Genomic DNA, 24,826 nt, shown 5'->3' on the forward strand with positions numbered 1-24,826 from the left:
GACAGATGACGCAGGCAGAGGTCGCGACGGGGGCACGGCCGGGGAGACGGGCCAGGGTCATCCGGCAGACCCATCGCTGGGTGAGCATCGCGTTCGTGATCACGGTCGTCGCGTCGACGGTCGTCGTGGCCGGGGGCAGCGCCGCCCTGTTCTGGGTGGTCTACACGCCGCTGCTCCCGCTCGCCGCCCTCGTGCTGACGGGTCTGTGCCTGTTCGCCCTCCCGTACTCGGCGCGCCGACGGGCGGCGGCCGGGGGCCGCTGAAGGCCCTCGCGTCGAGCGGTGCGGCTCGTCCGTCGCCGAGGCGAGTGCCGAGCGCCCCGCGCGAGCCCGTCGGCTTCCCCGAACGACCCGTGGTTGTCGGGGGTGGGCGCTAGTGTCGACCCATGTTCGAACACGTGTTCGCATCGCTGCCGGAGGGTGTCGCCACGACGCCTCCCGGTGCGGCGTTGGGCGCGCTGCTCGAGCAGGTCGACCCCCGCACAGTGTCCCCGCACGACACCGTGGTGCTGGTGCGGGCGTGGCGCCGCCAGCTCTCCCACCACGAGGCCCGCTTCGCCCTCGCCGCCCGCGAAGCCGCCCTCGCCGACCCCGACCGGCCCGGCGGCCGCCGCGAAGGGATGGGCGAGTTCTCCGCTGATGAGTTGCGGGTGGTGCTGCACGAGTCCCGCACCCGGGTGGGGAAGCTGCTGGGTCAGGCCGACACGGCGATCGCCGCGATCCCGCCGCTGTGGGCGGCGTGGGACGCCGGGCGCATCGACACCGACCGCGTCCGCATCTGTGTCACGTGGACGTCGTCGTTGTCGGCCGAGCACGCCGCCCGGGTGGTGCGCGAGGTCCTACCCGAGGCCCCGCGGTTGACGTTGTCGGGGTTGATCGACCGCATCCAGCAGCTCGCGTCGGGGCTCGACCCCGGGTGGGCGGCCCGGCTCTACGACAACGCCCGCCGCCAGCGTCGGGTGCGGACGCGGCGCACCGAGGCCGGCACCCTCAACCTCTCCGCCCTGGACCTGCCCCTCGACGCCGGCTGCCGGTCGGCGGCGCACATCGACGCCATGGCCGTGCGCGCCAAAGCCCTCGGCCATCCGGGGCTGATCGACACCATCCGCACCGACATCCTGCTGGCCCTGCTCTCCCCCCGCGGCGCCGGGCACGACGACGACACCGTCATCGCCGCGGTCATCGCCGCCGCCGACCCCGCCGACCCCCCGGGCCGCCGGTCACCCCAGCACGTCGGCCGCACCCGACCCGCCCGAGAGCCTGCCGAAGACGACGGGGAGCCCGACGGGGAGCCGGCCCGGCCTGGTGGTGGCCCGCGGCGGTCGCGGATCGAGCTGCGGGTGGGTCTGCTGACGTTGTTGGGGCTCGACGAGAAGCCCGCGACCATGCCCGGCTACGGGGTGGTGCACAGCGTGCTGGCCCGCCAGTTCGCCCGCCAGCTCTGTTCGGCGCAGTGGCGGGTCGCGGTCACCGACGACCAGGGGTTGCCGGTGGCGGCGCTGCTGCTGCGCCGCCGGCCCCGCGGCTACGCCACCACCCCACCCGAGGACCCGTCTGACACCCCGGTGATCGGGCCGCGCCCGATCGTCGAGCTCCACATCGACGAAACCGCCCTGGACCGGCTCCGCCCCGCCGAGCACCCCGGCTGGACCGAGGTCATCGAGGAGCTCCAGGCGCAGTACGCCGCGTGGCGCCCACCCGAGCCCGAGAGTGCCACCGAGGCGGCGCGGCGGCTGCCGCCCGAGGCCCTCACCCGCTGGATCCAGGTCCGCGACCGCACCTGCGTGTTCCCGCCGTGCCGGGCGTCGTCGGTGGCCGCCGACATCGACCACACCCGCGCCGCCACCACCGGCGGCCCCACCGCGGGGGCGAACCTCGGGGCGCTGTGCCGCCACGACCACCGCCTCAAGCACGAAGCCGGCTGGCACCTCGACCAGACCGCACCCGGCACCTTCACCTGGACCAGCCCCACCGGCCACACCTACCGACAGCACCCCCAGGCCGCGGCCCCCGACATCCCGCCGCCCGCGACCTTCCGGCCCCGCTCCAGCACCACACCCACCGAACTCGCCAGCGACGAACCCCTCTGGACCAACGACCCCTACCCCGACACCGACCCCGCCAGCCCACCCGGACGCCACGGGCGACCCGACGACCCGCCGTTCTGAGTGACGGGCCTGCTCTCGCGGGCCGTGCTCAGAGCGCTCGGTTGAGCCAGTTCAGCAGGTCGGCGCCCCACCACGAGTCCGTGGCGCCGGCCGGGGTGACGGGCGCGGGCGTGTAGGGCGGGTCGGGCGGCAGGTCGAGCACCAGGCCCGGCGGCGGGATGCGCGTCGTGGTGGTGGTGGTCGTCGTGCCCGGCTCGGTGACCTCGGGTGCCGTCGTGGTCGTGGACGCTGGCGGAACCACCGTGGTCGTCGTCGGCCCGGCCGTGAGCGGCACGGTCACAGTCGTCGGGACGATCACGGTCGTCGGCGCGAGCGTGGTGGTCGTGGGCGCGAGCGTCGTCGTGGTCGGCGCGACCGTCGTCGTGGTGGTCGGCGGCACCGTCGTGGTTGTCGTGCTCGGGGGCACCGTCGTCGTCGTTGTCGGCGTGACGGTGGTCGTGGTGGTCGGTGGCACGGTCGTCGTGGTCACCGGCACCGTCGTCACCGGCGCCGCCGTGGTCTCGGTCCGCGTCTCGGTCCTGGTCCGCGTCGCGGTCTCGGTCGTCGTCCGCGCCGGCGCGGCGGTGCTGGTCAGCCACAGCCCCCGCAGCACCGGCACCGCGCCGTCCGCCCCGCGGCGCAGCAGCACCCGCACCGACAGCTCGCCGGTCGGGCGGGGGAGGGTCGCCTCACCGCTGCGGGGCACGGTCACCCACGGACCCCAGTGCCCGTCGGCGCCCAGCCCGCGGGCCTGGACCACGACGCTCGTCCCCTCGGGCGTCTCGGCGGCCGGCACCCCGGACACGGCGGACACCGGCCCCTCGGTGCGCCGGGGGGCGAGGACGAGCTCGCCGATCTCGAGCCCGCTCGGCCGGACCGCGCCGTCGACGAGCTCGACGCCGCGGTCGTCACCGCCGGCCAGCGCGATCTCGGGGGCCCAGCTCTCGGTGCCGGCCGTCGCGGCCGCGGGCACGGCGAGCGCCACGGTGAGACCGACCCCGCCGGCCACGAGCGCGAGGACCGCCGCCGGGCGGCGTCGGGGATCAGCAGGTCGGGACATCGCGCGCCTCCAGCAGGTCGGCGGGCACGTACTGGGCGTCGCCCACGCGGATCCAGCGCGGGCCGATCCCGGTGCGCCCGCCCGGGCCGTCGGCCGCGCACTCGTAGGTCACGCGGGCCCGCGGGGCGACGACGCCGACGACCGGCGCGTCGGGGGCCGGTGCGGCCCGGACCTCGACGCGGGCGTCCCGGTCGAGCGGGCTGCCCGAGGGCCCGGTACCCGTCCAGAGGTAGGTGACGGAGACCCACGCGTTGTCGGTGAGCCCGAGGTCGTCGCGGAACGTGCCGTCGGCGAGGTCGATGCCGGCCGGGTTGGTCACGCGGCGACCGGAGCCGTCGCGGCCGTCGCGGTAGCCGTCGGCGAAGGCGGCCTCGGCCTGCGGTCGTCCGCGGGGCAGGTCGCCGAACGCCTGGCGCTGGTCGGGGGTGTTCCAGTGGTCGTCGGTGGTGTTCCACGGACCGAGGTCCCACACCGGGGCCCAGGTGCAGCGGTCCGGGCGAGAGCAGACGCGGACGGTGTAGTCGCCGCTGCCCCGCGGCGCGAGGGCGCGGCGCGACGGCAGGGCGACGAAGCGGTCGTCGCGCTCGACCTCGTGGCCGTTGGCGGTGTCGTTGCCGACCAGGCCGATGCGGGTCGCGAACACCTGCGCGGTGAACGGACGGACCGGCCGGGGCGTGGGGAGCACGGCGGGTCCGCGGTCGGCGGTCAACCAGAGCCGCCGCAGCGCCGGGGCGCGGCCGTCGGGGGCGGCGACCAGGGTGATGCGCACCTGCAGCTCGACCGTCGGCTCGAACAGGCGCGCGGGCATCCCCGGCCGGGCCTCGGACCAGGAGCCCCAGGTGCCGTCGTCGCGGGTCCCGCGCACGGCGACGATCACCTCGGCGCCGGGCGGCACGTCGGCGGTGGCGTCGGCGGCGACGCGGTCGGTGACGGCGGCCGGGCGCCGGGGCGCGAGCAGCAGCTCGCCCTCGGCCGGCGCCGGGCCGCGGCTGGTGGCGCGGGCACGGAGGTCCTCGAGGCGCACGGCGTCCCCGTCCGCGACGACGTTGGTGTCGTCGCCCCCGGCGATCGCGAGCTCCGCCGCCCACGACTCGCTCGACGGCACGGCCCCCGCAGCCGGGGTGACGAGACCCGCGGCGAGCGCCGCGGCCGCGAGTACCCCCGCGATGACCAGCGCCCGGCCCGACCGCCGTGTCGGCATCCGCACTCCCACCGTCGGGTCCTCGCGGGAACGAGGACGTCGCCGCCCATGCAAGGGCGCGGACTCTCCGTGGACAAGCGAAACCACTGGGACGCGTGTGGGTGATAGCCGGACAGGTGACTTACACCGTTGTCGTTCTCTTGATCGACACGCCGCGCGGCGTCCCGGTCACCCCGGGCCGGTGCGGTACGTGTACGCGAGTGCTCGACGAGGGGGTGGCCGGCGCGACGTGCGTGGTCCATGACGAGCGCCCTCAGGCCCGCCGCCGGCTGACGCTGCTCCTGCGCGAGGCCACCGGACCCGACGCCGTCGTCGAGGCCGAGGACGCCGACGATCTCCTCGCGCGCCTCGCGGTGACGGACCGGGCGATGGCCGTGCTGGGGCTCGCCGAGAACGAGCCGACCGGCCTCGCCGCCGTGCGCCGCGTGCTGACCGAGGCGCCGGGGACGGCCGTGCTCGTCGCCGGCTCCACCGAGGCGAGCGGTCAGCAGGCGCTGGCCGAGGGCGCCGCGGGCTTCCTGCGCTGGGACGCGCCCCGCACGATGATCCGCACCCTCGTGCGCAGCCTGTCCTCCGCGGCGGCGGGCGACGACCTGCTGCCCCGGGCCGCCACGTCACACGCCCCGGCGCCGCGCACCGGCGAGGCCGACGGACTCGGCGGCCTGCGCGACGTCGTCGTCGACCTCGAGGCCCAGCGCCGCCTCGAGCTCTCGGTACGCGAGGTGCAGGTGCTCATCGGCGTCAGCCGCGGGCTGACCAACGCCGACATCGGACGCCGGCTCTACCTCTCGGACCACACGGTCAAGTCCCACACCGGGCACCTGTTCCGCAAGCTCGGCGCGGGCGACCGCGCGCAGGCGGTCAGCCACGCCTGGCGGCTGGGCCTGTTCGTCCCCGCGCCGACCAGCCGCGCCGGCGCGGCTAGTGCGCCTTGATCTCCTGGCGCGCCACGGAGCGCAGGTGCACCTCGTCGGGACCGTCGGCCAGGCGCAGGGCGCGCGCCCAGGCGTAGGCGTAGGCCAGCGGGAAGTCGTCGGACACGCCGCCCCCGCCGTGGATCTGGATGGCACGGTCGATGACGCCGCACGCCATCCGCGGGCACACCACCTTGATCGCCGCGATCTCGGTGGCCGCGCCCCGCGCGCCCACGTTGTCGATCATCCAGGCGGTCTTGAGCACCAGCAGGCGGGCCTGCTCGATCTCGATGCGGCTCTCGGCGATCTGCTCGCGCACGACGCCCTGCTCGGAGAGCGGGCGCCCGAAGGCCACGCGCTCGTTGGCGCGGCGCACCATCGCGTCCACGGCGCGCTCGGCCATGCCGATGAGGCGCATGCAGTGGTGGATGCGGCCCGGGCCGAGGCGCGCCTGGGCGATGGCGAAGCCGCCGCCCTCCTCGCCCAGCAGGTTGTCCACGGGCACGCGGACGTCGTTGAACTCGATCTCGCAGTGCCCGTGCTGGTCCTGGTAGCCGAACACCGGCAGCGCGCGGGTGATCGTCATGCCCGGGGTGTCACGGGGGACCAGCACCATCGACTGCTGGCGGTGGGTCTGCGCGTCGGGGTCGGTCTTGCCCATGACGATGAAGATCTGGCAGCGCGGGTCGGCGGCGCCCGAGCACCACCACTTCGTGCCCGTGATGACGTACTCGTCGCCCTCGCGGCGGATCGAGGTGGTGATGTTGGTGGCGTCCGAGGAGGCCACGCCGGGCTCCGTCATCGCGAACGCGGAGCGGATCTCGCCGGCGAGCAGCGGCTCGAGCCAGCGCTGCTTCTGGTCGGTGGTGCCGAACAGGTGCAGCGTCTCCATGTTGCCGGTGTCGGGCGCCTGGCAGTTGATCGCCTCGGGGGCGATCACCGGCGACCACCCGGACACCTCGGCCACGGCCGCGTACTCGAGGTTCGACAGGCCCGAGATGTCGGGCAGGAACAGGTTCCACAGGCCCCGGTTGCGGGCCTCCGCCTTCAGCTCGTCGACGATCGGCGGGCACTCGTGCTCGGCCGACGTCCCGCGACGCTCCTCCCGCCAGGCCTCGTAGACCTTCTCCGCGGGGAGCACCGCCTCGTCGAGGAAGGCCCGCATCCGGTCGGTGTAGTCCTGGGCTGCGGCGCTGGGTGCGAAATCCACCCCTGCAGCTTCGCACCGCGGTCCGGGGTGGCGCGAGGGCAGGCCCACGAGGCGTGATCTCGGACCTGCGGCTCGACCGGCTCACTGCGAACGCACTTCCGGGCCTATGCTGCCCGATCGTGACGCACTTCCGGATCGCCGAGGCCGCGCGGCTGCTCGGGGTCAGCGACGACACGGTCCGCCGCTGGACCGACGGGGGCGCCCTCGCGGTGGCCACGGACGCCAGCGGGCGCAAGGTCATCGCCGGCGCCGACCTCGCCGCGTTCGCCCGCGCGCAGGCCCACGCCACCCCCGACCCCTCGGGCGTCGGGCGCTCGGCGCGCAACCGCTTCGTCGGCCTCGTGACCCGCGTGGTCAGCGACACGGTGATGTCGCAGGTCGAGATGCAGTGCGGGCCGCACCGCGTGGTGTCGCTGATGAGCACCGAGGCCGTCGAGGAGCTCGGGCTCGAGGTCGGCTCGCTCGCGGTCTCGGTCGTGAAGGCGTCGCACATCATCGTCGAGACCCCCGGAGGCATGGCGTGACCCGCGCCCGCGTGCTCGTCGTGCTGGTCGCCCTGGTCCTCACCGCCTGCGGGACCTCGTCCGGCCAGGAGGCGCCCCCGGCCCGCACGCTCACCGTCTCGGCGGCCGCGTCGCTGACCGACGTCTACGACCAGCTGAAGCCTCAGTTCGAGCAGGCCAACGCGGGCACCGAGGTCCGCTTCAACTTCGGCGGCTCGGACACCCTCGCCCAGCAGATCGTGCAGGGCGCGCCGGCCGACGTCCTCGCCACCGCGAGCGCCCGCACCATGCAGACCGCGCAGCAGGCCGGCCGCATCCAGGGCCAGCCGGTCACGTACGCGACGAACAAGCTCCAGATCGCGGTGCCGCCCGGGAACCCGAAGGGGATCACCGGCCTCGCGTCGCTGGTCGGTCCGCAGGTCACCGAATCGGTCTGTGCCCCGGCGGTGCCGTGCGGCGCCGCCACCGAGGCCGCCGAGCGGGCCGCCGGCGTCACGCTCGACCCGGTCAGCGAGGAGCAGGACGTGCGCTCGGTGCTCCAGCGCGTGCAGACCCGCAACGTCGACGCGGGCCTCGTCTACATCACCGACGTCAGGGCGTCGAACGGGCAGGTCCAGGGTGTCGACTTCCCGCAGGCGACGGCCCCGGGCGCGGCGCAGAGCTACCTGATCGGCGCCGTGACCGGCAGCCAGGACGCCGACCTGGCGGACCGCTGGATCCGGTTCGTCACCGGCCCGCAGGGCGACGCGGCGCTGACGCAGGCGGGCTTCGAGCTGCGGTGACGCGCGCGCTGCGCCTGCCCTGGCCGGTGTGGGTGCCCGCCGCGGTGGGCTTCGGCCTCATCGCGGTGCCGGTCGCCGGCCTGGTCGTGCGCACCAACTGGCCCGACTTCGTCGCCCTCGTCACCACGGAGGCCGCCGTCGACGCCCTGTGGCTCTCGCTGCGCACGGGACTGCTGGCCACGGCGCTGTGCCTGCTCCTCGGCACGCCGCTGGCGCTCGTGCTCGCACGGTCGGACCTGCCCGGCCTGCCGGTGCTGCGCTCGATCGTCCTGCTGCCGCTCGTGCTGCCCCCGGTGGTCGGCGGGCTGACCCTGCTGTTCCTGCTCGGGCGCACCGGACCCGTCGGGCGCCTGCTGGGGGAGTACGGGATCACCGTCCCGTTCTCCACGGCGGCCGTCGTGATCGCCCAGACGTTCGTCGCGATGCCCTTCCTCGTGGTCAGCCTGGAGGGCGCGCTGCGCACCGCGGGCGACCGCTACGAGGTCGTCGCCGCCACCCTCGGCGCGTCCCCGCTGACCACGTTGCGCCGGGTGACGATCCCGGTGGTGCTGCCCGGCCTCGTGTCGGGAGCGGTGCTGGCGTTCGCCCGGGCGCTGGGCGAGTTCGGCGCCACCATCGCCTTCGCCGGCAACCTCCAGGGCACCACCCAGACCCTGCCGCTGCTGATCTACATCCAGTCGCAGGACGACCTCGACGGCGCGGTCGCCCTGTCCCTGGTGCTCGTCGTGGTCGCGGTGCTCGTCATCGTCGCCACCCGCACCCGCACCCGCGACGCCACGGGTGTGCGGTGACGGGCCTCGACGCGCGGGTCACGACGCGGCGCGGCGCGTTCGTGCTCGACGTCGCCATCGAGGTCGCGCCCGGCGAGGTCGTCGCCGTGCTCGGGCCCAACGGGTCGGGCAAGTCGACGCTCCTGGCGACCCTCGCCGGGCTCGACGCGCCCGAGGACGCGCGGGTGACCCTCGGCGGCCGCACGCTGACCGACACCGCCGCCGGCGTCGCGGTTCCCCCGCACCGGCGCCGGGTCGGCCTGCTCTCCCAGCAGGCGCTGCTGTTCCCGCACCTGTCCGCGCAGGACAACGTCGCGTTCGGCCCCCGCTGCGCCGGGCACCGCCGCCGCGACGCGCTGGCCGCGGCCCGGGAGCGGCTCGCCGACGTCGGCGTCGCGGAGCTCGCCGACCGGCGCCCCGCGGCCCTGTCCGGCGGCCAGGCGCAGCGGGTCGCGATCGCCCGGGCCCTGGCCACCGAGCCCGAGCTCCTCCTGCTCGACGAGCCCTTCGCCGCGCTCGACGTGGACGCCGCGCCCGCGGTGCGCTCGGTGCTGCGCCGGGTCGTGCGCGACACGGGCCAGACGACGCTGCTCGTCACCCACGACGTGCTCGACGCCGTGGTGCTCGCCGACCGCCTCGTCGTGCTGGCCGAGGGGCGGGTCGTCGAGCAGGGCCCGACCGCCGAGGTCCTCGCCCGCCCGCGCTCGGCGTTCGCCGCCCGGATCGCCGGCCTCGACCTCGTGCCCGGCACCGCCGCCGCCGGGGGCCTGGGCACCGCGGACGGCACCACCGTGCACGGGGCCGCGTCGCCGGAGGTGACGCCCGGCGAGCCGGCGGTCGCGGTGTTCGCGCCCAGCGCGGTGGCCGTGCACCGCGAGCGTCCCGGCGGCAGCCCCCGCAATGTGCTGCCCGTGCGCCTCGCCGCCCTGGAGCCCCGCGGCGAGGTCGTGCGGCTGCGCGCGGCCGCGGTGCCCGGCGGGCCGGCGTGGGTCGAGGGCCTCGCCGCCGACGTCACCCCGGCCGCGGTCGCCGAGCTGGGCGTCGGGCCCGGCGACGACCTGTGGTTCGCCGTCAAGGCCACCGAGGTGTCGGTGCACCCCACCCGGCGCTGAGGCCCGAGGAGGTGGGACTCAGCCCGCCTTGCTCGCGATCATGTCCAGCGCCTGCTCGAGGTAGCCCTTGAAGCGCGGATAGTTCTCGCTCATCGGGAAGTGTCCGATCTCGGCCATCTCGAGGAACTCGGCGCCCGGGATGCCGTCGGCGGTGCGCCGACCGTCCTCCGGGGTGGTCAGGTAGTCGTACTCGCCGGTCAGCATCACCACCGGGCAGCGCCCCGTGTCGATCTCGCCCAGCTTCCCGCGCAGGTCGTGGTCGACCGAGTAGTAGTACAGGTCGCCGCGGAACGCCTCGGAACCCTGCGTGTAGTAGAACCACGTCTTCCAGCGGTCGGCCAGCGGCGACTGCGGCGCCATGAGGTCCCACGTGCCGCTGGCGGAGACCTGCGCGGCGTTGGCGTGCGGGTGCTGCCACCAGTCGAGGAAGAAGCCGGGCGCGTAGTCGGCGCCCTCGACCGGGATGACGCCGTGGAAGCGGTCGGGCCGGCGGTGGGCCAGGTCGAGGGCGACGTTGCCGCCGAACGACGAGCCCATGAAGATCGGCTCGTCGAGCGCGAGGGCGTCGCAGAAGTTGACCACGAACTCGGTGAAGTGGTCGGTGGTCAGCCGGTACTCCGACGTCCACCACTCGGTGTTGTTCGGCGGGTCGGACTTGCCGTGGCGCGGCAGGTCGTAGGCGATGACCCGGTAGCGGCTGGTGATGTCGGGGTCGCGCAGCAGCTCGCGCCACTGGTGGTTGTGGCACCCCGCTGTGTGCTGGCACACCAGCGGGCGCCCCTGCCCGGCCTCGAGGTAGAAGACGTCGTACTCGGCGCCCTCGACCTCCACGCGGACGTACCGTCCGACGACCTCGTCGTGGTTCGCGCTCGTCACGTGGTGCCCCCTCAGCCCAGCGGTCCGGTGATGCGCAGCAGCTCGAGCTGGCGGGTCAGCACGCGCAGGTTCTGCATGATCACGAGGTGGTCGCCCTCCAGCGTCATGTCCCGCTGGAACGTCGCCGACCAGATGCCGTGGCACATCGGCGGCGGCACCTCGGAGCAGAAGCCCTCCCAGGTCTCGCGGCCCGCGCGGATCGCGAAGTCGTAGGGCTCGAGGGGCCCGGGATCGGTGACGAGCTCCTCGACCTTCCCGCGGTGCATCCGCACCAGGAAGCGGTGGTCCACCATGTCGAGCAGGTAGCTGCACGAGAAGTAGCGGCCGTGCGCCTGGATCTCGGGATCACCGTCGGAGAGCTCGCGGAACCGCTCCACCGCGGTCGTCGCACCTGTGCTGGTCATCGTGCCTCCGGCTCGTCGCGGGCGGGCGTCCCGGGGGCTTGCCGGCATGACCCACGCCACAAACCGCTAGAGGTCCGGCGGTCCCCCGAACAGCGGCTCGTCGACCGCCCGGATCTCCTGGCCCGGCAGGCCCTCGGGGTGCTCGCGGCGCACGGCGTCGAGGGCGTCGAGCGCGAGGTCGAGGTGGTGGCGCTTGGACGCCTCGTAGAACTCCTGCGCGCCGACGGCGAGCTTCGGCGAACCGTGCAGCGGCTTGTCCGAGACGCACAGCAGCGTCGCGTGGGGCACGCGGTAGCGGAAGCCGTTGGCCGCGATCGTCGCCGACTCCATGTCGACCGCGACGCTGCGGCTCACGCGCATCGCCGCGAGCGTCGCCTGCTGGGTGAACTCCCAGTCGCGGTTGTCGGTGGTGTGCACGATGCCCAGCCGATAGGTCATGCCGGCCTTCTGCAGCGCGTCGAGCAGGAACGAGTTGAGCCGGTGGTTGGGCACCACGGGCACGTCGAGGGGCAGCACCTCGTCGAGGACGTGGTCGGCGCGCTGGTAGCCCGTGGCCAGCACGAAGTCGCCCTTCTGCTGGTGGTTCCGCAGGCCGCCGCAGTGCCCGATCATGATCATGGTGTCGGGGCGCAGCACGGCGACGTGGTCGGTGGCGGTCTTCGCGTTGGCCGGCCCGACGCCGATGTTCACGAGGCTGACGCCGTCGCCGTCCTCGGTGCGGTGGTGGAACGCGGGCATCTGCACGCCTTCGCGCGCCGGGCGCTCGGCGTCCGGGAAGCGCTCGCAGAACGCGTCGACGTGCATCGCGTAGTTGGTGAACAGCACGTGGCGCTGGAACGAGGTCGCGGGCGTGCCCGTGTAGTGGCCGATGCGGTCGAGCGAGAGCGCCATCCGCTCGGGGGAGAACAGGAACAGCTTCTTCGACCGCGTGTCGACGCGCTCCTCGTCGAGCGCGGAGAAGAACGCCGGGTCGTCGAACGGCGGCTGGGGGCGCGACGCGCGTGCGGTGATCCGGGCGCCGGCGTGCAGCAACCCGGCCAGCTCGCGGCACAGGTAGCGGCGGATGGCGCTCGCGCGGGCGAACTCCCCGTCGAGGTGCGGGTTGTGCGTCGACCACGGCCGCTCGACCTCGAGCGCCCCGTACCAGCCCGCCGCGTCGGCGTCGGCGAGTGCGGTGACCAGGCGCTCGGTCGCGGCGTCGACGTCCGCGGGCGCGGTGCGGGTGCCGTCGACGGTCACCGGGGCGGTCGGGGCCCCGGGCGAGGCGGGCCGACCCTCGTCCCGCGCGGCGTCGTCGCCGCGGGTGTGGATGGAGGACATGCCGCGATCGTCGCAGCGCCCTCTGCCGCTCTCCGTCCCGGCGTGCGATCGTGGCCGGGACCACACCCGAACGATCGTCCGGCCGACGGTCGGCCCCAGCGAGGAGGCCCGCAGCGGTGAGCGCCCCCAGCGTCCCGAGCACCCCGTCCTACACGTCGGGGACGTCCGACGTCCCCCTGCTCGGGGACACCATCGGCGACAACCTCGACCGCACCGCGGCCGCCCGTCCCGAGGCGGAGGCGCTGGTCGACCGGGCGCGCGGCGAGCGGTACACGTGGGGGCAGTTCGTCGCCGAGGTGGACGCGCTGGCGCTCGGGCTGCTCGACGCCGGGGTGGCCGTCGGCGACCGCGTGGGCATCTGGGCGCCCAACTGCGCGCCGTGGACGCTGCTGCAGTACGCGACGGCCAAGATCGGCGCGATCCTGGTCAACATCAACCCGGCGTACCGCACCCACGAGCTCGAGTTCGTGCTCAACCAGGCCGGGGTGTCGGTGCTCGTCGCCGCGCGCAGCTTCAAGACCTCGGACTACGCCGGGATGATCGAGCAGGTCCGCGGCGACTGCCCGGGCCTGTCGCGCGTGGTCATCATCGACTCCGACGAGTGGACCGGGCTCTTCGACCGGTCGTCGGACGTGGCCCGCGTGCGCGAGGTCCAGGCGACGCTCACCCCGGACGACCCGATCAACATCCAGTACACGTCCGGGACCACGGGCTTCCCCAAGGGCGCGACGCTGTCGCACCACAACATCCTCAACAACGGCTTCTTCGTCGGGCAGCTCATCGGCTACTCCGACGTCGACCGCGTCTGCATCCCGGTGCCCTTCTACCACTGCTTCGGCATGGTCATGGGCAACCTGGCGTGCACCAGCTCCGGCGCCACGATGGTCATCCCCGCGCCCGGATTCGACCCGACGCTGACGCTGGACGCCGTGGCCGCCGAGCGGTGCACCTCGCTCTACGGCGTGCCGACGATGTTCATCGCCGAGCTGGGGCTGGACGACTTCGAGTCCTACGACCTCACGAGCCTGCGCACCGGGATCATGGCCGGCTCGCCCTGCCCGATCGAGGTGATGAAGCAGGTCGTCGAGCGGATGGGCATGAGCGAGGTGGCCATCTCCTACGGGATGACCGAGACCAGCCCCGTCTCCACCCAGACCCGCACCGACGACTCGCTGGACCGTCGCGTGTCGACGGTGGGCCGCACGATGCCGCACCTCGAGTCGAAGATCGTCGACCCGGAGACCGGGCGCACCGTGCCGCGCGGCACCCCGGGGGAGCTGTGCACCCGCGGCTACTCGGTGATGCTCGGGTACTGGGAGCAGCCCGACAAGACCGCCGAGGTCATCGACCGCGCCCGCTGGATGCATACCGGCGACCTCGGCGTCATGGACGACGAGGGCTACATCAACATCACCGGACGCATCAAGGACATGGTCATCCGCGGCGGGGAGAACATCTACCCGCGGGAGATCGAGGAGTTCCTCTACACCCACCCCGACATCGTCGACGCCCAGGTCATCGGGGTGCCCGACGAGCGCTACGGCGAGGAGCTCATGGCCTGGGTGCGCCAGAAGCCGGGCACCGACGCGCTGACCGTCGAGTCGCTGCGCGAGTTCTCGCAGGGCCGGCTCGCGCACTACAAGATCCCGCGCTACGTGCACGTCGTCGAGGAGTTCCCGATGACCGTCACGGGCAAGGTGCGCAAGGTCCAGATGCGCGAGGAGGCCGTCGGGCTGCTCGGCCTCGGGAGCAGCCCGACCGCCTGAGCCCCGTCGCGACTCCGATTCGCGGTGGCCGCGGCGGGCTAACCTGGAGCCCTGCGCTCCGGCCGGTCGCCGGGGCGCTTTCTCGTCGATGACGTTGAACAGGAGACGACGGTGCCGACCGGCAAGGTCAAGTGGTACGACGCCGAGAAGGGCTTCGGCTTCCTGTCCCAGGAGGGCGGGGCCGACGTCTACGTGCCCAAGAGCGCGCTGCCGCGCGAGGTGGAGGCGCTGAAGTCGGGGCAGCGGGTCGAGTTCGGCATCGCCGAGGGCCGGCGCGGGCCCCAGGCGCTGCAGGTCCGGCTGGTCGACCCCCTGCCCTCGGTGGCCGAGGCCTCGCGCCGCTCGCCCGACGAGCTCCACGGCCTCATCGACGACATGATCAAGGTGCTCGAGGCCCGCGTGCAGCCCGACCTGCGCCGCGGCCGCTACCCCGACCGCCGGCACACCAAGCAGCTCGCCGAGGTCGTGCGTGCCGTGGCCCGGGAGCTCGAGGGCTAGTCACGGTCGGCGCTCCGCGCTGGGCCCGGCGGATTGCGGGCCTACCTCTCGTAGACCTCGAGATCGTCGTTCCACGCGACGTGCCTGTCGGACTGGCTGTCGCGGTAGACACCGGTCTTGAGGTAGTTGGTCTCGTTCTTGACGATGTTGGCGAAGTTGATCCCGCCGAGGGGCACCCCGTCGCGGGAGAGCTCCTGGAAGCCCACGCGGGAGTCCCGAGACCACTTCACGTGCAGCACGTAGTCGTGCCACACGCCCGGGTCGATCGGGCAGAGGTTCTTGGTGACGCCGATTCGGTCGTTCTGGATCGACACCTGTCCGCCCTCTGCGTGCAGCGACAGGGGCGGCGAGCCCGAGGCCGAGTGCCACTGCATGAAGATCAGGCCCCAGCCGGTCGCCTCGGGGAAGGTTCCGCCCTCGTCACCGAAGCGGGACGACCACCGATACCAGGTCTCCTCGCCCTCCGAGACCAGGAACGCGCCCTCGACGGCGACCTCGGAGCGCTCGTCGCCCCCGAAGTTCGGGACGTCGCCCGGGCCGACCTCGAAGCGGGACGCGGTCGGATGACCGGCTCCGCCGTCGCGGATGCACGCCCGCGTCGTGCAGTAGCTGCCCGGCGTCCCGTTGAGGTCCTTGTTCTGCATGTTCGACCACGGCGACCACCCGCCGTCGTAGTTGAGCCTGCCCACCAACCGCGCGTCCGCCGGCGTCACGGGGGTGGTCGGGGGGACGGTCGTGGTGGTGGTCGTCGTCGGCGGCTCGGTCGTCGTCGGCGGCTCGGTGGTCGTCGGCGGTTCGGTGGTCGTCGGCGGTTCGGCGGTGGTCGTGACCGGCGGGGTCGTGGTGGTGGTCGTGGTCGTCGTGGTGGTGGTCGGCGGGGTGGAGACCGCTGGCACCGTCCAGCGCTGGGCGGTCGCGGTCGAGCAGCCGGTGACGACGACGGCCGTGCCGGGTGCGGTGCCGTTGCTCTGCGGCGTGAGGCACCGGTTGGCCTTCTGGTTGAGGAGCGTCCCGTCGGTGCGGACCGTCCACCGCTGGGAGGTGGACGGTCCGCACGCCGCGAGCACGACGGGCGTGTTGTTCCCGGACGCGCCGCCCGAGGTGTCCAGGCAGCGGCCCGCCGGGGTGCGGATCGACCCGTCGGACCAGCGACTGAACTGCTGGGTCGTCGTGGTGGCCGGGCCGCACAGGCCGATCCTGACGGGGCTGCCCGGCGCCGTCGCGTCGTTCGGGTTCTCCAGGCAGCGGTCGGCGGCGTTGCGGAACTGGCCGAGGACGGTGTCGGCCGCCGCCGTCGGCGCCGCCATCACCGAGAGGACCACGAGCACCGCTGTGGCGAGGGCCGCGAGCGCAGCCTGCCAGCGCTTCGTGCGCTGACCGACCTCGTCGGACGGCGTGGTGGTCGGTGTCATCACGGTCTGGTTCCCCCTCGGCCCCAGCAGTCGCGAGAGCCTTGTGTGAGCGTTTGCGGGCCCGGAAGGTCCATACGAGCGACCATCGACCCGACGTCCAGGCGATCGGCGACCCGCCGCGTTGCGGATCTGGCCGACGACCGGTGCGGCGTCGGCGGCGGGCGCCGAGATGACGGTCGAGATCGCGAGCGCGGCGGCGATGAGCACGCCGTGTGGCGAGCCAGCGGTGCGCTCGACGCGTGGCGACGGCCACGTGCGATGTCCATGAAGCGATTCCCCCCAGGAGTCGCTGGTGCATCGTGGACGCACGAGGTGATCGTTACTGATTCGACACAGCTGAACGGGTGAGCAGGTCGTCCACGACCCGATGTGGCGTCGTTGCGCCGGGTGGCGGCGCTCTCGGTCGCTCAGCCCGCCGGGACGGCCGGGGTCGAGGTGACCGGCACCGGGGCGCTGGTCTCCGTCGTCGCCGGGGCGGTGGCGGCGGTCGGCGCCGGGGTGGCCGCGGGCTCGACGAGCTCGGGCAGCAGGGGCTGGCGCGGGGTCCCGCCGCCGCCGACGCTGCCCGGCCCGTTGTTGTCGACGGCGGCGAGCGCGGTGCGGATGCGCTGGAGGTCGCGGCTCCAGGCGTTCGCGGAGCTCGCGTAGACCTCGAAGTCCTGGCCGTAGTCGCTGCGGAACTGCGTGCGCGTGTTGCCGCCGGGGCCGTTCTCGGCGTTGAGGGCGAACGAGGGACCGTAGGTGTCGTCGACGACGTAGGCGCCGTAGTTCTGCAGCGTCCAGGCGATCTGGCGCCCGGGTTCGGTGGTCAGCCCGAGCGAGGCGATGTCGACGCTCGGCGGGATCGCGAGCAGCGAGCCCATGCGCATGGCCGCGTTGGTGTTGCCGCCGACCGAGCCGTACCAGCCGACCGCGTAGCTGTCGGACTTCACCGCGGGCCAGCGGAAGCACTCGGCGCGGGTGGTGCACTGCGCGAGCTCGCCGCGGGCGTAGAGGTTGATCTTCAGAGCGTGGCGGGGACCTTCGCTGCTGCCCGGGCGCAGCTCGCCGACGCGGATCGAGCCGCCGAGGCCGCTCATGCCCGAGCCGCCGTGGGCGCCCTGGACGCCGGGACCGTAGATGTCCTGGTCGGGATACCGGACGTAGCTCGTGGCGGGCCCGCCGGCGGTGCAGCGGGCCAGCGGCTGCGTCGAGACCACCGTCCGGCCGTCGGCCGCGAGGAACGACGCGCTCTCGTTCTTGTTGTTGCTGGGCAGCACGTAGCCCGCCGGGATCGGCACGGTCGCGAGCGTCGTCCGCTCGGTCTTGCACCGGTCGCCGCCCCAGCCACCGGAGCTCGCGAGGACCGGGGTGAGCGGAGCCGTGGGCGTCATGACGATCGGCTCGTCATCGATCTGCGGCACCCGGGCGCCGGTGCTGCCGCCGGGCAGGGCGGGCAGGCCCGCCGGGACGTAGACCGCCCCGCTGCCGATCGGGGTGTTCCAGATCGAGCTCGAGGCGAACGGCTGGCGGAGCGGGTCGCGCGCGCCGGTCGGCGGCGTGGTCGTCGTGGTCGTCGTCGGCGGCACGGTCGTGGTGCTCGTGGTCGGCGGGGTCGTGGTCGTCGTCGGGGTGGTCGTCGTGGTGGTGGTCGGCGGGGTGGAGACCGCCGGCACGGTCCAGCGTTGGGCAGGGACGGTCGAGCAGCCGGTGATGACGACCTCTGTGCCCGCTGCGGTGCCGTTCCCCTTCGGCGCGAGGCACCGGTTGGCCTTCTGGTTGAGGAGCGTCCCGTCGGTGCGGACCGTCCACCGCTGGGAGGTGGACGGTCCGCACGCCGCGAGCACGACGGGCGTGTTGTTCCCGGACGCGCCGCCCGAGGTGTCCAGGCAGCGGCCCGCCGGGGTGCGGATCGACCCGTCGGACCAGCGACTGAACTGCTGGGTCGTCGTGGTGGCCGGGCCGCACAGGCCGATCCTGACGGGGCTGCCCGGCGCCGTCGCGTCGTTCGGGTTCTCCAGGCAGCGGTCGGCGGCGTTGCGGAACTGGCCGAGGACGGTGTCGGCCGCCGCCGTCGGCGCCGCCATCACCGAGAGGACCACGAGCACCGCTGTGGCGAGGGCCGCGAGTGCGGCGGCCGAGCGCCTCGTGCGGCGACCGATCCCGTCGGACGATGTCGTGGTCGGTGTCGTCACGATGTGGTTCCCCCCTCGGTCCCAGCAGTCGCGACAGCGTTCAGTGAGCCTCGTCCGGCCCGGAAGGGCTGGACCGGTGAACGCCGCTCCGACGTCCGGGTGAGGAAGCAACCGCCGGTGGTCGACCGGCCGCCGAGGGCTGCTCCGCCCGGCCGCCCCCACTGCGCGGGACGGCCGGGGTCGTCGCCGGGGCGGCCACCCCGGCCTCAGTTGGCCGGGACCGCCGGGATCGAGGTGACCGGGACCGGAGCGCTCGACTCGGTCGTCGCCGGAGCGGTCGCCACCAATGGCGTCGGCATCACCGGCGGCTCGACGAGCTCGGGCAGCAGCGGCTGGCGCGGCGTGCCGCCACCGCCGACGCTGCCCGGACCGTTGTTGTTCACGACCTGGAGCGCCTGGCGGAGGCGCTGCACGTCGCGGCTCCAGGCGTTCGCGGAGCTCGCGTACACCTCGAAGTCCTGGGCGTAGTCGGCGCGGAACTGCGTGCGCATGTTGCCTGCGGGTCCGTTCTCGGCGTTGAAGGCGAAGGACGGGCCATAGGTGTCGTCGACGACGTAGGCGCCGTAGTTCTGCAGCGTCCAGGCGATCTGGCGTCCGGGCTCGGTGGTCAGGCCCAGCGTGGCGATGTTGACCGTCGGCGGGATCGCGAGCAGCGAGCCCATCCGCATCGCGGCGTTGGTGTTGCCGCCGACCGAGCCGTACCAGCCGACCGCGTAGCTGTCGGACTTCACGGCGGGCCAGCGGAAGCACTCGGCGCGCGTCGCGCACTGGGCGAGCTCGCTCTTGGCGTACAGGTTGATCTTCAGGGCGTGGCGCGGGCCGGTCTGGCCCGGACGCAGCTCGCCGATGCGCAGTGAGCCGCCCAGCGCGCTCATGCCCGAGCCGCCGTGGGCGCCCTGGATGCCGGGGCCGTAGATGTCCTGGTCGGGATAGCGCACGTAGCTCGTCGCGGGGCCACCGGCCGCACAGCGGGCCAGGGGCTGGGTCTGCACGACGGTGCGGCCGTCGGCGGCGAGGAACGCCGCGCTCTGGTTCTTGTTGTCGCTCGGCAGCACGTAGCCCGCCGGGATCGGCACGGTCGCGAGCGTCGTCGGGTTGGTGACGCAGCGGTTGCCGCCCCAGCCGCCGGGGCTGGCGAGGATCGGCGTCAGGGGGGCCGTCGGGGTCATCACCAGCGGCTCGTCGTCGACCTGCGGCACGCGCGCGCCGGTCGAGCCGCCGGGCAGGGCCGGCAGCCTCGCCGGCACGTACTGCGCGCCGCTGCCGATCGGCATGTTCCAGATCGAGCTCGAGGCGAACGGCTGCAGCAGCGGGTTGCGCGGCCCGACGGGGATCACCGGCGGCGTGCTGGTCGTGGTCGTGGTCGTGGTCGTGGTCGTCGGCGCCGGCGTGGTCGTGGTGGTCGTCGGCTGCGTGGTGGTCGTGGTCGTGGTGGTGGTCGTCGGGGGCGCGGTCGGCGTCGAGACCGCGGGCGTGGTCCAGCGCTGCGCGGCCGCACCCGTGCAGGTCACCAGCACCATGCGGGTGGCGTTGGCCGTGCTGCCGTTGAGCGGCGAGAGGCAGCGGACCGCCTGGCGGTTCACGATCAGCCCGTCGGTGCGCACGACCCAGTGCTGGGTCTGCACCGCGGGGTTGCAGGCGACGAGCACCACCGAGGTGTTGACGGCGGTCGCGTTGTTCAGGGTGCCCAGGCACCGCCCGGCGGGGGTCTTGATCGACTCGTCGGCCCAGCGCGTGAACTGCTGTGCGGGCGCCGTGATCGGGCCGCAGGGGTTGATCTGGATCTTGTTGTTCGCGGTCGTCGCGTTGTTCAGGTTCTCCAGGCAGCGACCCGCGGCGTTGCGGAACTGGCCAGGGATCGGTGCGGCCTCCGCCGCGGGCGCCGAGATGACGGTCGAGATCGCGAGCGTGGCGACGAGCACGCCGAGCGTGGCGAGCCAGCGATGGGCCTGCCGTGTGGTGATGGCCCGTGCGATGTCCATGAAGCGATTCCCCCCGAGAGTCGCTGGTGCATCGCGAACGCTGTCGGTCATCGTTACGAAGCAGGCAGGGCCGTACGGGTGAGAAGGTCGCAGACCACTCGATGGGGTGTCACTGCACCGGGTGGTCGCGCGTCACCTCGCGGTCGGTCGCGCGTGCCTCAGCGGTCGTCGACGCTGAGCACCCAGGTGGCGCGGGTGGCGAACTCGAGCCCGTTCGGGCCCTGGGTGATGCGCGCGCCGTACTGCTGCACCTCGGCGCTCGCGAGCTGGTCGGTCGCCGTCGGCAGGACCAGCGTGAAGCTCGGCGTGGAGCCGGGCGGGAACACCGGGCTGCGGCCCTGCTGGGTGGCGCCGGCGGCGTCCCGGAAGGTGAACGCGAGCTGCCAGGGCGTGCTCGCGACCGCGTCGGGGACGATCACCGCGAGGGGGGTGTTCGGCGGCACGCGCAGCACGGCCACCGCGTCGGGGTCGCTGTCGCACTCGGTCACCGCGACGTCGCAGAACTGCCCGGCGCCCACCGCCGTGCTGGCCCCGCCCGCGGCGAAGGCGACGTCGCCGGGGGAGTCCGGCCCGGACGTCGCGCGCACGACGAGGACGACCACCACGACGACCACGACCACGAGGACGGCGGCCGCCACGGCCACGGTGCGCCGCGAGAGCGTCCTCACCGGCGCAGCCGCGGCAGCATCGACGACCCCCGGGTGATCAGCACGGTCTGCACGGTACCGAGGGCCACGACGACGGCGATCACCGTGAATCCGATCCACCACGTCGGTGGCAGCAGCACGCCCAGCGCGCCCCCGAACACCCACGACAGCTGCAGGATCGTCTCCGAGCGCCCGAACGCGGACGCCCGGCCCGCCTCCGGCAGGTCGCGCTGCACCACCGCGTCGAGGCAGACCTTGAGCAGCGCGCTCGTCGTCGCCGCGACGAGGGCGGCGACGGCGGTGGTGGCGATGCCGGTGAGCACGGCGGCGGTCACGGCCGCGGCCAGGGCGAGCACCAGGCAGACGACCATGAGCACCCGGGGGCGCCCGAAGCGCTGGCGGGCCCCGATGAAGTTGCCGAGGAAGCCGCCCGCCCCGGCCGCCGCGCCCACCGCGCCGAGCAGCAGGAGCTGGTCGCCGGGCGCGCCCTCGGTCTCGTTCTTGACCACGAACGCGGCGAACAGCATGAGGAAGCCGGTGAGGCTGCGGATGGTGCCGTTGGCCCACAGGGCGGTGGCGACGTCGCGGGTGAGCGGGGCACGCTTCGGCGCGTCCGGGCCGACGCCGGGCACCGGCAGGATCGTCGTCGGGATCTCGCCGTCGGTGACCTCCACCCACGCGGGGATGCGCAGGCACAGCCACACCCCGGCCAGGCAGATCACGGCGGTGAGCCAGGCCGCGCCGGGCGAGCCGAACAGCCACGCGACGCCGGCGCCGATGCCGCCGGCCACGCCCGAGGCCACGAGCCCGAACACCGTGAGCCGGGAGTTCGTGGTGACCAGCGACATGCCCGGCGGGAGCACCCGCGGGGTCACCGCGGCCTTGAGCACCCCGAACGACTTGGACAGCACCATGATCCCCAGCGCCGCGGGGTAGAGCGCCCAGGTGTCCATGTAGAGGGCGAGGACGACCGCGAGCGCGCCCTGGCCCGCCGTCGACACGGCCATCGCCACGCGCCGGCCCTGCTGGAGCCGGTCGAGCAGGGGGCCGATGACCGGGGCCACCAGCGCGAACGGCGCGACGGTGATGAGCAGGTAGAGCGCGACCTTGCCCTTGCTCTCGGCGCTGGCCGCCGAGAAGAACAGGGTGTTGGCGAGGGCGACCGCGAGCGTCGCGTCGGAGGCGTAGTTGGCCATCCAGGCGTAGGTCAGCGCCGTCATGCCCGAGCGGTCGGCGCCGTCGGCCGACGCCGCGCGGTGGAACGCCTGCGCGCCCCGCTGGGTCAGCCGCCGGGCGCGCCAGGCCGCCACGCGCGTGACCGTGATCTTGCGGGGGCCGGCGTCGTCGTCCTCGGGGGCCTCGACGTAGGTGTCGCCGGCCTCCGGCCCGGGATCCGGCTCCGGGGCGGGCTCGCCGGTCGGGGGCCGGGTGTACGGGGCGGTCGGCGGCAGCCGGCCGGGACGCCGCGGCGGCGGGGGACCGTAGGCGCCGTGGCCCGGCCCGCCGCCGGGTGGCGGCGTGCGCTGGTCAGGGCCCGGCCGGCGCCGCGGGTCGTCCCCGGGCGGGCGCCGGAACGGTCCGGTCACGGGTCCATGATGACCGAGGACCGGTCGCCCTGGGGACCCTCGGTGACCGGCCGTCGACCGCGGGTGCGCGGGCCGGGGCCGTCAGGGAGGGGGCGAGGGTGCAGTTCGGGCCGTACCGGATCGAGAGCGAGCTCGGGCGTGGCGGCATGGGCACCGTCTACCGCGCCTACGACACCCGCCGGGGCCGCACGGTCGCGCTCAAGCTGCTGGCCGACCACCTCGCCGGCGACGAGACCTACCGCGAGCGATTCCGCCGCGAGGCGCACGCCGCGGCGCAGCTGCAGGACCCGCACGTCATCCCGCTGCACGACTTCGGCGAGATCGACGGGCGGCTCTTCCTCGACATGCGGCTGGTCTCCGGCGTCGACCTCGCCGCCGCCCTCGAGCGCGGCGGGCGCCGCCCGCTGGACCCCGCCCGCGCCGTCGCCCTGGTCGGCCAGGTCGCCGAGGCCCTCGACGCCGCCCACGCCGCCGGGCTCGTGCACCGCGACGTCAAGCCGTCGAACGTGCTCGTCACCGACACCGACTTCGTCTACCTCGTCGACTTCGGCATCGCCCGCTCGGTGCGCGACGAGGGCACGGCGCTGACGACGACCGGCGCGGCGCTGGGCACGCTCGACTACATGGCGCCCGAGCGCTTCGACGGCGCGCCGCCCGACCGCGCCGCCGACGTCTACGCCCTGGCCTGCCTGCTGCACGAGGTGCTCACGGGCACGCGGCCCTTCGCCGCCGACACGGCCATCTCGGTGATGCGCGCCCACCTCGCGGCGCCGCCGCCCCGGCCCAGCGCCCGCGCGCCCGTGCCGCCCGGTCTCGACGAGGTCGTGGTGCGGGGGATGGCCAAGGACCCGGCGCACCGGTACCCGAGCGCCGGCGCGCTGGCCGCCGCCGCGCGCGAGGCCGTCGCGGGCCGTCCCGTGGCGCCGCCCCCGGCACCGCAGGCGGCGATGCCGACGATGACGCCGGGGCCCGTCGGGCCGCCCCCGGGCACGTGGCGCGCCCCGTCCTGGTCCGGTGCGGCCGCCCCGCCGCCCCCACGCCGGGCCCGGTGGGTCGTGCCGCTGGTCGCGGCGCTCGTGCTCGCGGTCGTGCTGCTGGCCGTCGCGCTGGTCGTGGTCCGGCCCGGCAGCGCGCCGGGCCCCGCGCCGACCGCGGCGCCGGCGACGGCGCCGGCGACGGCACTGACCAGGGCGGCCCCGTCGTCGAGCGTCACCGGGGTCCCGGTCAGCGGCGTCCCGGTGTCGATGCGCGGCGAGTGGGCGGGCACGGGGTCGGAGGCGACCGCCGCGACCGTGCAGGTCTCGCTGCGCGACGGCCAGGTCGGCGAGCGCGTCGCCACCGTCGCCCTGCCCACCGCCGGCTGCTCGTTCGCCGGCGTGCTCACCGGCGCCGCCGGGCAGGTGGTCACGATCGGCATGACCGCCGAGACCAACGGCGGCGGCTGCGTGTCGACGGGCACCGCGACCCTGACGCTGAGCGGCGCGACGCTCACCTATCGCTTCACCTACCCGTGCCCTCCCGGGTGCGGGACGCCCGACAACGTCGCCCGGCTCAGCCGCACCGTCGGGTGAGCGGCACAATCGTGACGTGGTCCCCTTCGCCGACCCCTTGAACCAGGTCATGACCGACCCCGAGACGACCGAGCCCCCCGTGGCCCCGCACCTCGCGGCCGAGGGCGACCTCGCGCGAGCCGCCGCCGTGGAGGAGGCCGAGGGTGACGCCGGCCAGGTCGGCGACACCGTGGCGGTGCGCACCGAGGACGTGCCCGACGCCGCCACCCACTACTTCGCCGCGGCGAAGCCCGGCTACCGCGGCTGGTACTGGGCGGTCACCGTCGCCGGGCCCGAGGGCGACGTGAACGTCAGCGAGGTCGTGCTGCTGCCCGGCCCGGAGTCGGTGGTCGCGCCGACGTGGGTGCCGTGGAGCGACCGTGTCCGCGCCGAGGACCTCGGCCCGGGTGACCTGCTGCCGGTGGACGACGACGACGAGCGCCTCGTCCCCGCCCACGCGGCGCTGGACCCGGACGGCGACGAGCCCGTCGAGGTCTCCGAGGCCGGCGAGGCGGGGCCCGGCGTCCGCGAGGTCGGCGACGAGCTCGGCATGGGCCGCCCGCGGGTGATGAGCCGCGAGGGGCGCCTCGACGCCGCCGGGCGCTGGTCGGACGGCGAGTTCGGGCCGGGCGCGGAGATGGCGAAGGCCGCGTCGGCGCACTGCGGCACGTGCGGGTTCTACCTGCCGGTCGCGGGCTCGCTGCGCGCCGCGTTCGGGGTCTGCGGCAACGGCAACGTCCCCGCCGACGGGCACGTCGTGCACGCCGAGTACGGCTGCGGCGGGCACTCCGAGCTCCAGGTCGACAGCGGGTCGATCGTCGCCGTCGCCGACCTGATCTACGACGACGGCGTCGAGATGGAGCCGGAGACCACCGGATCGCGCGGCTGAGGAGCGTGCAGGCGGGGGCCACAA

At 74.5% G+C, this 24,826-nt stretch carries 22 protein-coding genes; 11 read left to right on the forward strand and 11 right to left on the reverse strand.

What is annotated here, in order from left to right; translation table 11 throughout:
- Positions 1-80 precede the first annotated feature (80 nt).
- On the forward strand, positions 81-263 hold the full coding sequence (locus tag ACQPX6_RS05495) for a hypothetical protein (RefSeq protein ID WP_433786028.1): 183 nt from the start codon (positions 81-83) through the stop codon (positions 261-263).
- Positions 264-385: 122 nt separating this feature from the next.
- Positions 386-2,167, forward strand: a complete 1,782-nt coding sequence (locus ACQPX6_RS05500; RefSeq protein ID WP_433786030.1) for a hypothetical protein — start codon at positions 386-388, stop codon at positions 2,165-2,167.
- 28 nt (positions 2,168-2,195) lie between these two features.
- Here the strand turns inward: ACQPX6_RS05500 and ACQPX6_RS05505 are convergent, their stop codons facing one another.
- Positions 2,196-3,206 carry a hypothetical protein gene (locus ACQPX6_RS05505; protein WP_433786032.1) on the reverse strand — a complete coding sequence of 337 codons (1,011 nt, stop codon included), beginning with the start codon at positions 3,204-3,206 and terminating at the stop codon, positions 2,196-2,198.
- Positions 3,190-4,407 (reverse strand): hypothetical protein, encoded by a 1,218-nt coding sequence (locus ACQPX6_RS05510; protein WP_433786034.1) that lies wholly within the window; start codon positions 4,405-4,407, stop codon positions 3,190-3,192. The genes ACQPX6_RS05505 and ACQPX6_RS05510 overlap by 17 nt, the downstream gene beginning before the upstream one ends.
- 200 nt (positions 4,408-4,607) lie before the next feature.
- Here ACQPX6_RS05510 and ACQPX6_RS05515 point away from each other — a divergent pair, with 200 nt between their 5' ends.
- On the forward strand, positions 4,608-5,342 hold the full coding sequence (locus ACQPX6_RS05515; protein ID WP_433786036.1) for a response regulator transcription factor: 735 nt from the start codon (positions 4,608-4,610) through the stop codon (positions 5,340-5,342).
- On the opposite strand, the gene ACQPX6_RS05520 is transcribed toward ACQPX6_RS05515, so the two are convergent.
- Complete coding sequence (locus tag ACQPX6_RS05520) at positions 5,329-6,531, reverse strand: acyl-CoA dehydrogenase family protein (protein ID WP_433786037.1); 1,203 nt, start codon at positions 6,529-6,531, stop codon at positions 5,329-5,331. The two genes, ACQPX6_RS05515 and ACQPX6_RS05520, sit on opposite strands and share 14 nt — an antisense overlap.
- A 119-nt stretch (positions 6,532-6,650) precedes the next feature.
- Here ACQPX6_RS05520 and ACQPX6_RS05525 point away from each other — a divergent pair, with 119 nt between their 5' ends.
- Genes ACQPX6_RS05525 through ACQPX6_RS05540 form a run of 4 tightly spaced genes read left to right on the forward strand, consistent with a single transcriptional unit; the run spans position 6,651 to position 9,698 of the window.
- Entirely contained in the window at positions 6,651-7,055 is a 405-nt protein-coding gene (locus ACQPX6_RS05525; protein ID WP_433786038.1) for a TOBE domain-containing protein, read from the forward strand.
- Positions 7,052-7,816 (forward strand): molybdate ABC transporter substrate-binding protein, encoded by a 765-nt coding sequence (gene modA, locus ACQPX6_RS05530; RefSeq protein ID WP_433786039.1) that lies wholly within the window; start codon positions 7,052-7,054, stop codon positions 7,814-7,816. The genes ACQPX6_RS05525 and modA overlap by 4 nt, the downstream gene beginning before the upstream one ends.
- Positions 7,813-8,607, forward strand: coding sequence for an ABC transporter permease (locus tag ACQPX6_RS05535; RefSeq protein WP_433786041.1), 795 nt, complete (start codon positions 7,813-7,815; stop codon positions 8,605-8,607). The genes modA and ACQPX6_RS05535 overlap by 4 nt, the downstream gene beginning before the upstream one ends.
- Positions 8,604-9,698: a sulfate/molybdate ABC transporter ATP-binding protein gene (locus tag ACQPX6_RS05540; protein WP_433786043.1), complete on the forward strand. Its 1,095-nt coding sequence runs from the start codon at positions 8,604-8,606 to the stop codon at positions 9,696-9,698. Before ACQPX6_RS05535 ends, ACQPX6_RS05540 begins: the two co-directional genes overlap by 4 nt.
- An 18-nt stretch (positions 9,699-9,716) precedes the next feature.
- Here ACQPX6_RS05540 and ACQPX6_RS05545 read toward each other — a convergent pair whose 3' ends face one another.
- The 3 genes from ACQPX6_RS05545 to ACQPX6_RS05555 form a co-directional block, all read right to left on the reverse strand.
- Positions 9,717-10,574: an alpha/beta fold hydrolase gene (locus tag ACQPX6_RS05545; RefSeq protein WP_433786044.1), complete on the reverse strand. Its 858-nt coding sequence runs from the start codon at positions 10,572-10,574 to the stop codon at positions 9,717-9,719.
- Between the two features lie 11 nt (positions 10,575-10,585).
- The gene (locus ACQPX6_RS05550; protein ID WP_433786046.1) at positions 10,586-10,978 is read right to left on the reverse strand and encodes a hypothetical protein; all 393 of its coding nucleotides are present in this window, start codon (positions 10,976-10,978) and stop codon (positions 10,586-10,588) included.
- A gap of 66 nt (positions 10,979-11,044) precedes the next feature.
- Positions 11,045-12,298, reverse strand: coding sequence for an AMP nucleosidase (locus ACQPX6_RS05555; protein WP_433786047.1), 1,254 nt, complete (start codon positions 12,296-12,298; stop codon positions 11,045-11,047).
- Positions 12,299-12,414: 116 nt separating this feature from the next.
- Here ACQPX6_RS05555 and ACQPX6_RS05560 point away from each other — a divergent pair, with 116 nt between their 5' ends.
- Both ACQPX6_RS05560 and ACQPX6_RS05565 read left to right on the forward strand, forming a co-directional pair.
- A complete protein-coding gene (locus ACQPX6_RS05560) occupies positions 12,415-14,064 on the forward strand; it encodes an AMP-binding protein (protein WP_433786048.1) in 1,650 nt (549 codons plus the stop codon).
- Between the two features lie 111 nt (positions 14,065-14,175).
- Positions 14,176-14,562, forward strand: coding sequence for a cold-shock protein (locus tag ACQPX6_RS05565; protein ID WP_433786049.1), 387 nt, complete (start codon positions 14,176-14,178; stop codon positions 14,560-14,562).
- Positions 14,563-14,603: 41 nt separating this feature from the next.
- On the opposite strand, the gene ACQPX6_RS05570 is transcribed toward ACQPX6_RS05565, so the two are convergent.
- From ACQPX6_RS05570 to ACQPX6_RS05590, 5 genes are all read right to left on the reverse strand, one after another.
- Positions 14,604-15,974 carry a heparin lyase I family protein gene (locus ACQPX6_RS05570; protein ID WP_433786051.1) on the reverse strand — a complete coding sequence of 457 codons (1,371 nt, stop codon included), beginning with the start codon at positions 15,972-15,974 and terminating at the stop codon, positions 14,604-14,606.
- A 407-nt stretch (positions 15,975-16,381) separates the two neighbouring features.
- On the reverse strand, positions 16,382-18,148 hold the full coding sequence (locus ACQPX6_RS05575; RefSeq protein WP_433786053.1) for a ricin-type beta-trefoil lectin domain protein: 1,767 nt from the start codon (positions 18,146-18,148) through the stop codon (positions 16,382-16,384).
- A 206-nt stretch (positions 18,149-18,354) separates the two neighbouring features.
- Entirely contained in the window at positions 18,355-20,130 is a 1,776-nt protein-coding gene (locus ACQPX6_RS05580; protein ID WP_433786055.1) for a ricin-type beta-trefoil lectin domain protein, read from the reverse strand.
- 158 nt (positions 20,131-20,288) lie between these two features.
- Positions 20,289-20,798, reverse strand: coding sequence for a DUF2771 family protein (locus tag ACQPX6_RS05585; RefSeq protein ID WP_433786057.1), 510 nt, complete (start codon positions 20,796-20,798; stop codon positions 20,289-20,291).
- Positions 20,795-22,363 (reverse strand): MFS transporter, encoded by a 1,569-nt coding sequence (locus tag ACQPX6_RS05590; RefSeq protein WP_433786059.1) that lies wholly within the window; start codon positions 22,361-22,363, stop codon positions 20,795-20,797. The genes ACQPX6_RS05585 and ACQPX6_RS05590 overlap by 4 nt, the downstream gene beginning before the upstream one ends.
- Positions 22,364-22,461: 98 nt before the next feature.
- On the opposite strand from ACQPX6_RS05590, the gene ACQPX6_RS05595 reads away from it, so the two are divergent.
- Complete coding sequence (locus tag ACQPX6_RS05595) at positions 22,462-23,934, forward strand: serine/threonine-protein kinase (RefSeq protein WP_433786060.1); 1,473 nt, start codon at positions 22,462-22,464, stop codon at positions 23,932-23,934.
- Positions 23,935-23,950: 16 nt separating this feature from the next.
- The gene (locus ACQPX6_RS05600; protein ID WP_433786061.1) at positions 23,951-24,802 is read left to right on the forward strand and encodes a DUF3027 domain-containing protein; all 852 of its coding nucleotides are present in this window, start codon (positions 23,951-23,953) and stop codon (positions 24,800-24,802) included.
- Positions 24,803-24,826: the final 24 nt, after the last annotated feature.

The sequence above is a fragment of the Actinomycetospora sp. CA-101289 genome (assembly GCF_050955895.1).
GTDB lineage: Bacteria > Actinomycetota > Actinomycetes > Mycobacteriales > Pseudonocardiaceae > Actinomycetospora.

Bases quoted from the DNA above. Each gene is read 5' to 3' on its own strand.
- ACQPX6_RS05580 (WP_433786055.1), bottom strand. From the start codon at position 20,130: ATGGACATCGCACGGGCCATCACCACACGGCAGGCCCATCGCTGGCTC.
- ACQPX6_RS05500 (WP_433786030.1), top strand. From the start codon at position 386: ATGTTCGAACACGTGTTCGCATCGCTGCCGGAGGGTGTCGCCACGACG.
- ACQPX6_RS05550 (WP_433786046.1), bottom strand. From the start codon at position 10,978: ATGACCAGCACAGGTGCGACGACCGCGGTGGAGCGGTTCCGCGAGCTC.
- ACQPX6_RS05505 (WP_433786032.1), bottom strand. From the start codon at position 3,206: ATGTCCCGACCTGCTGATCCCCGACGCCGCCCGGCGGCGGTCCTCGCG.
- ACQPX6_RS05570 (WP_433786051.1), bottom strand. From the start codon at position 15,974: ATGACACCGACCACCACGCCGTCCGACGAGGTCGGTCAGCGCACGAAG.
- ACQPX6_RS05555 (WP_433786047.1), bottom strand. From the start codon at position 12,298: ATGTCCTCCATCCACACCCGCGGCGACGACGCCGCGCGGGACGAGGGT.
- ACQPX6_RS05510 (WP_433786034.1), bottom strand. From the start codon at position 4,407: ATGCCGACACGGCGGTCGGGCCGGGCGCTGGTCATCGCGGGGGTACTC.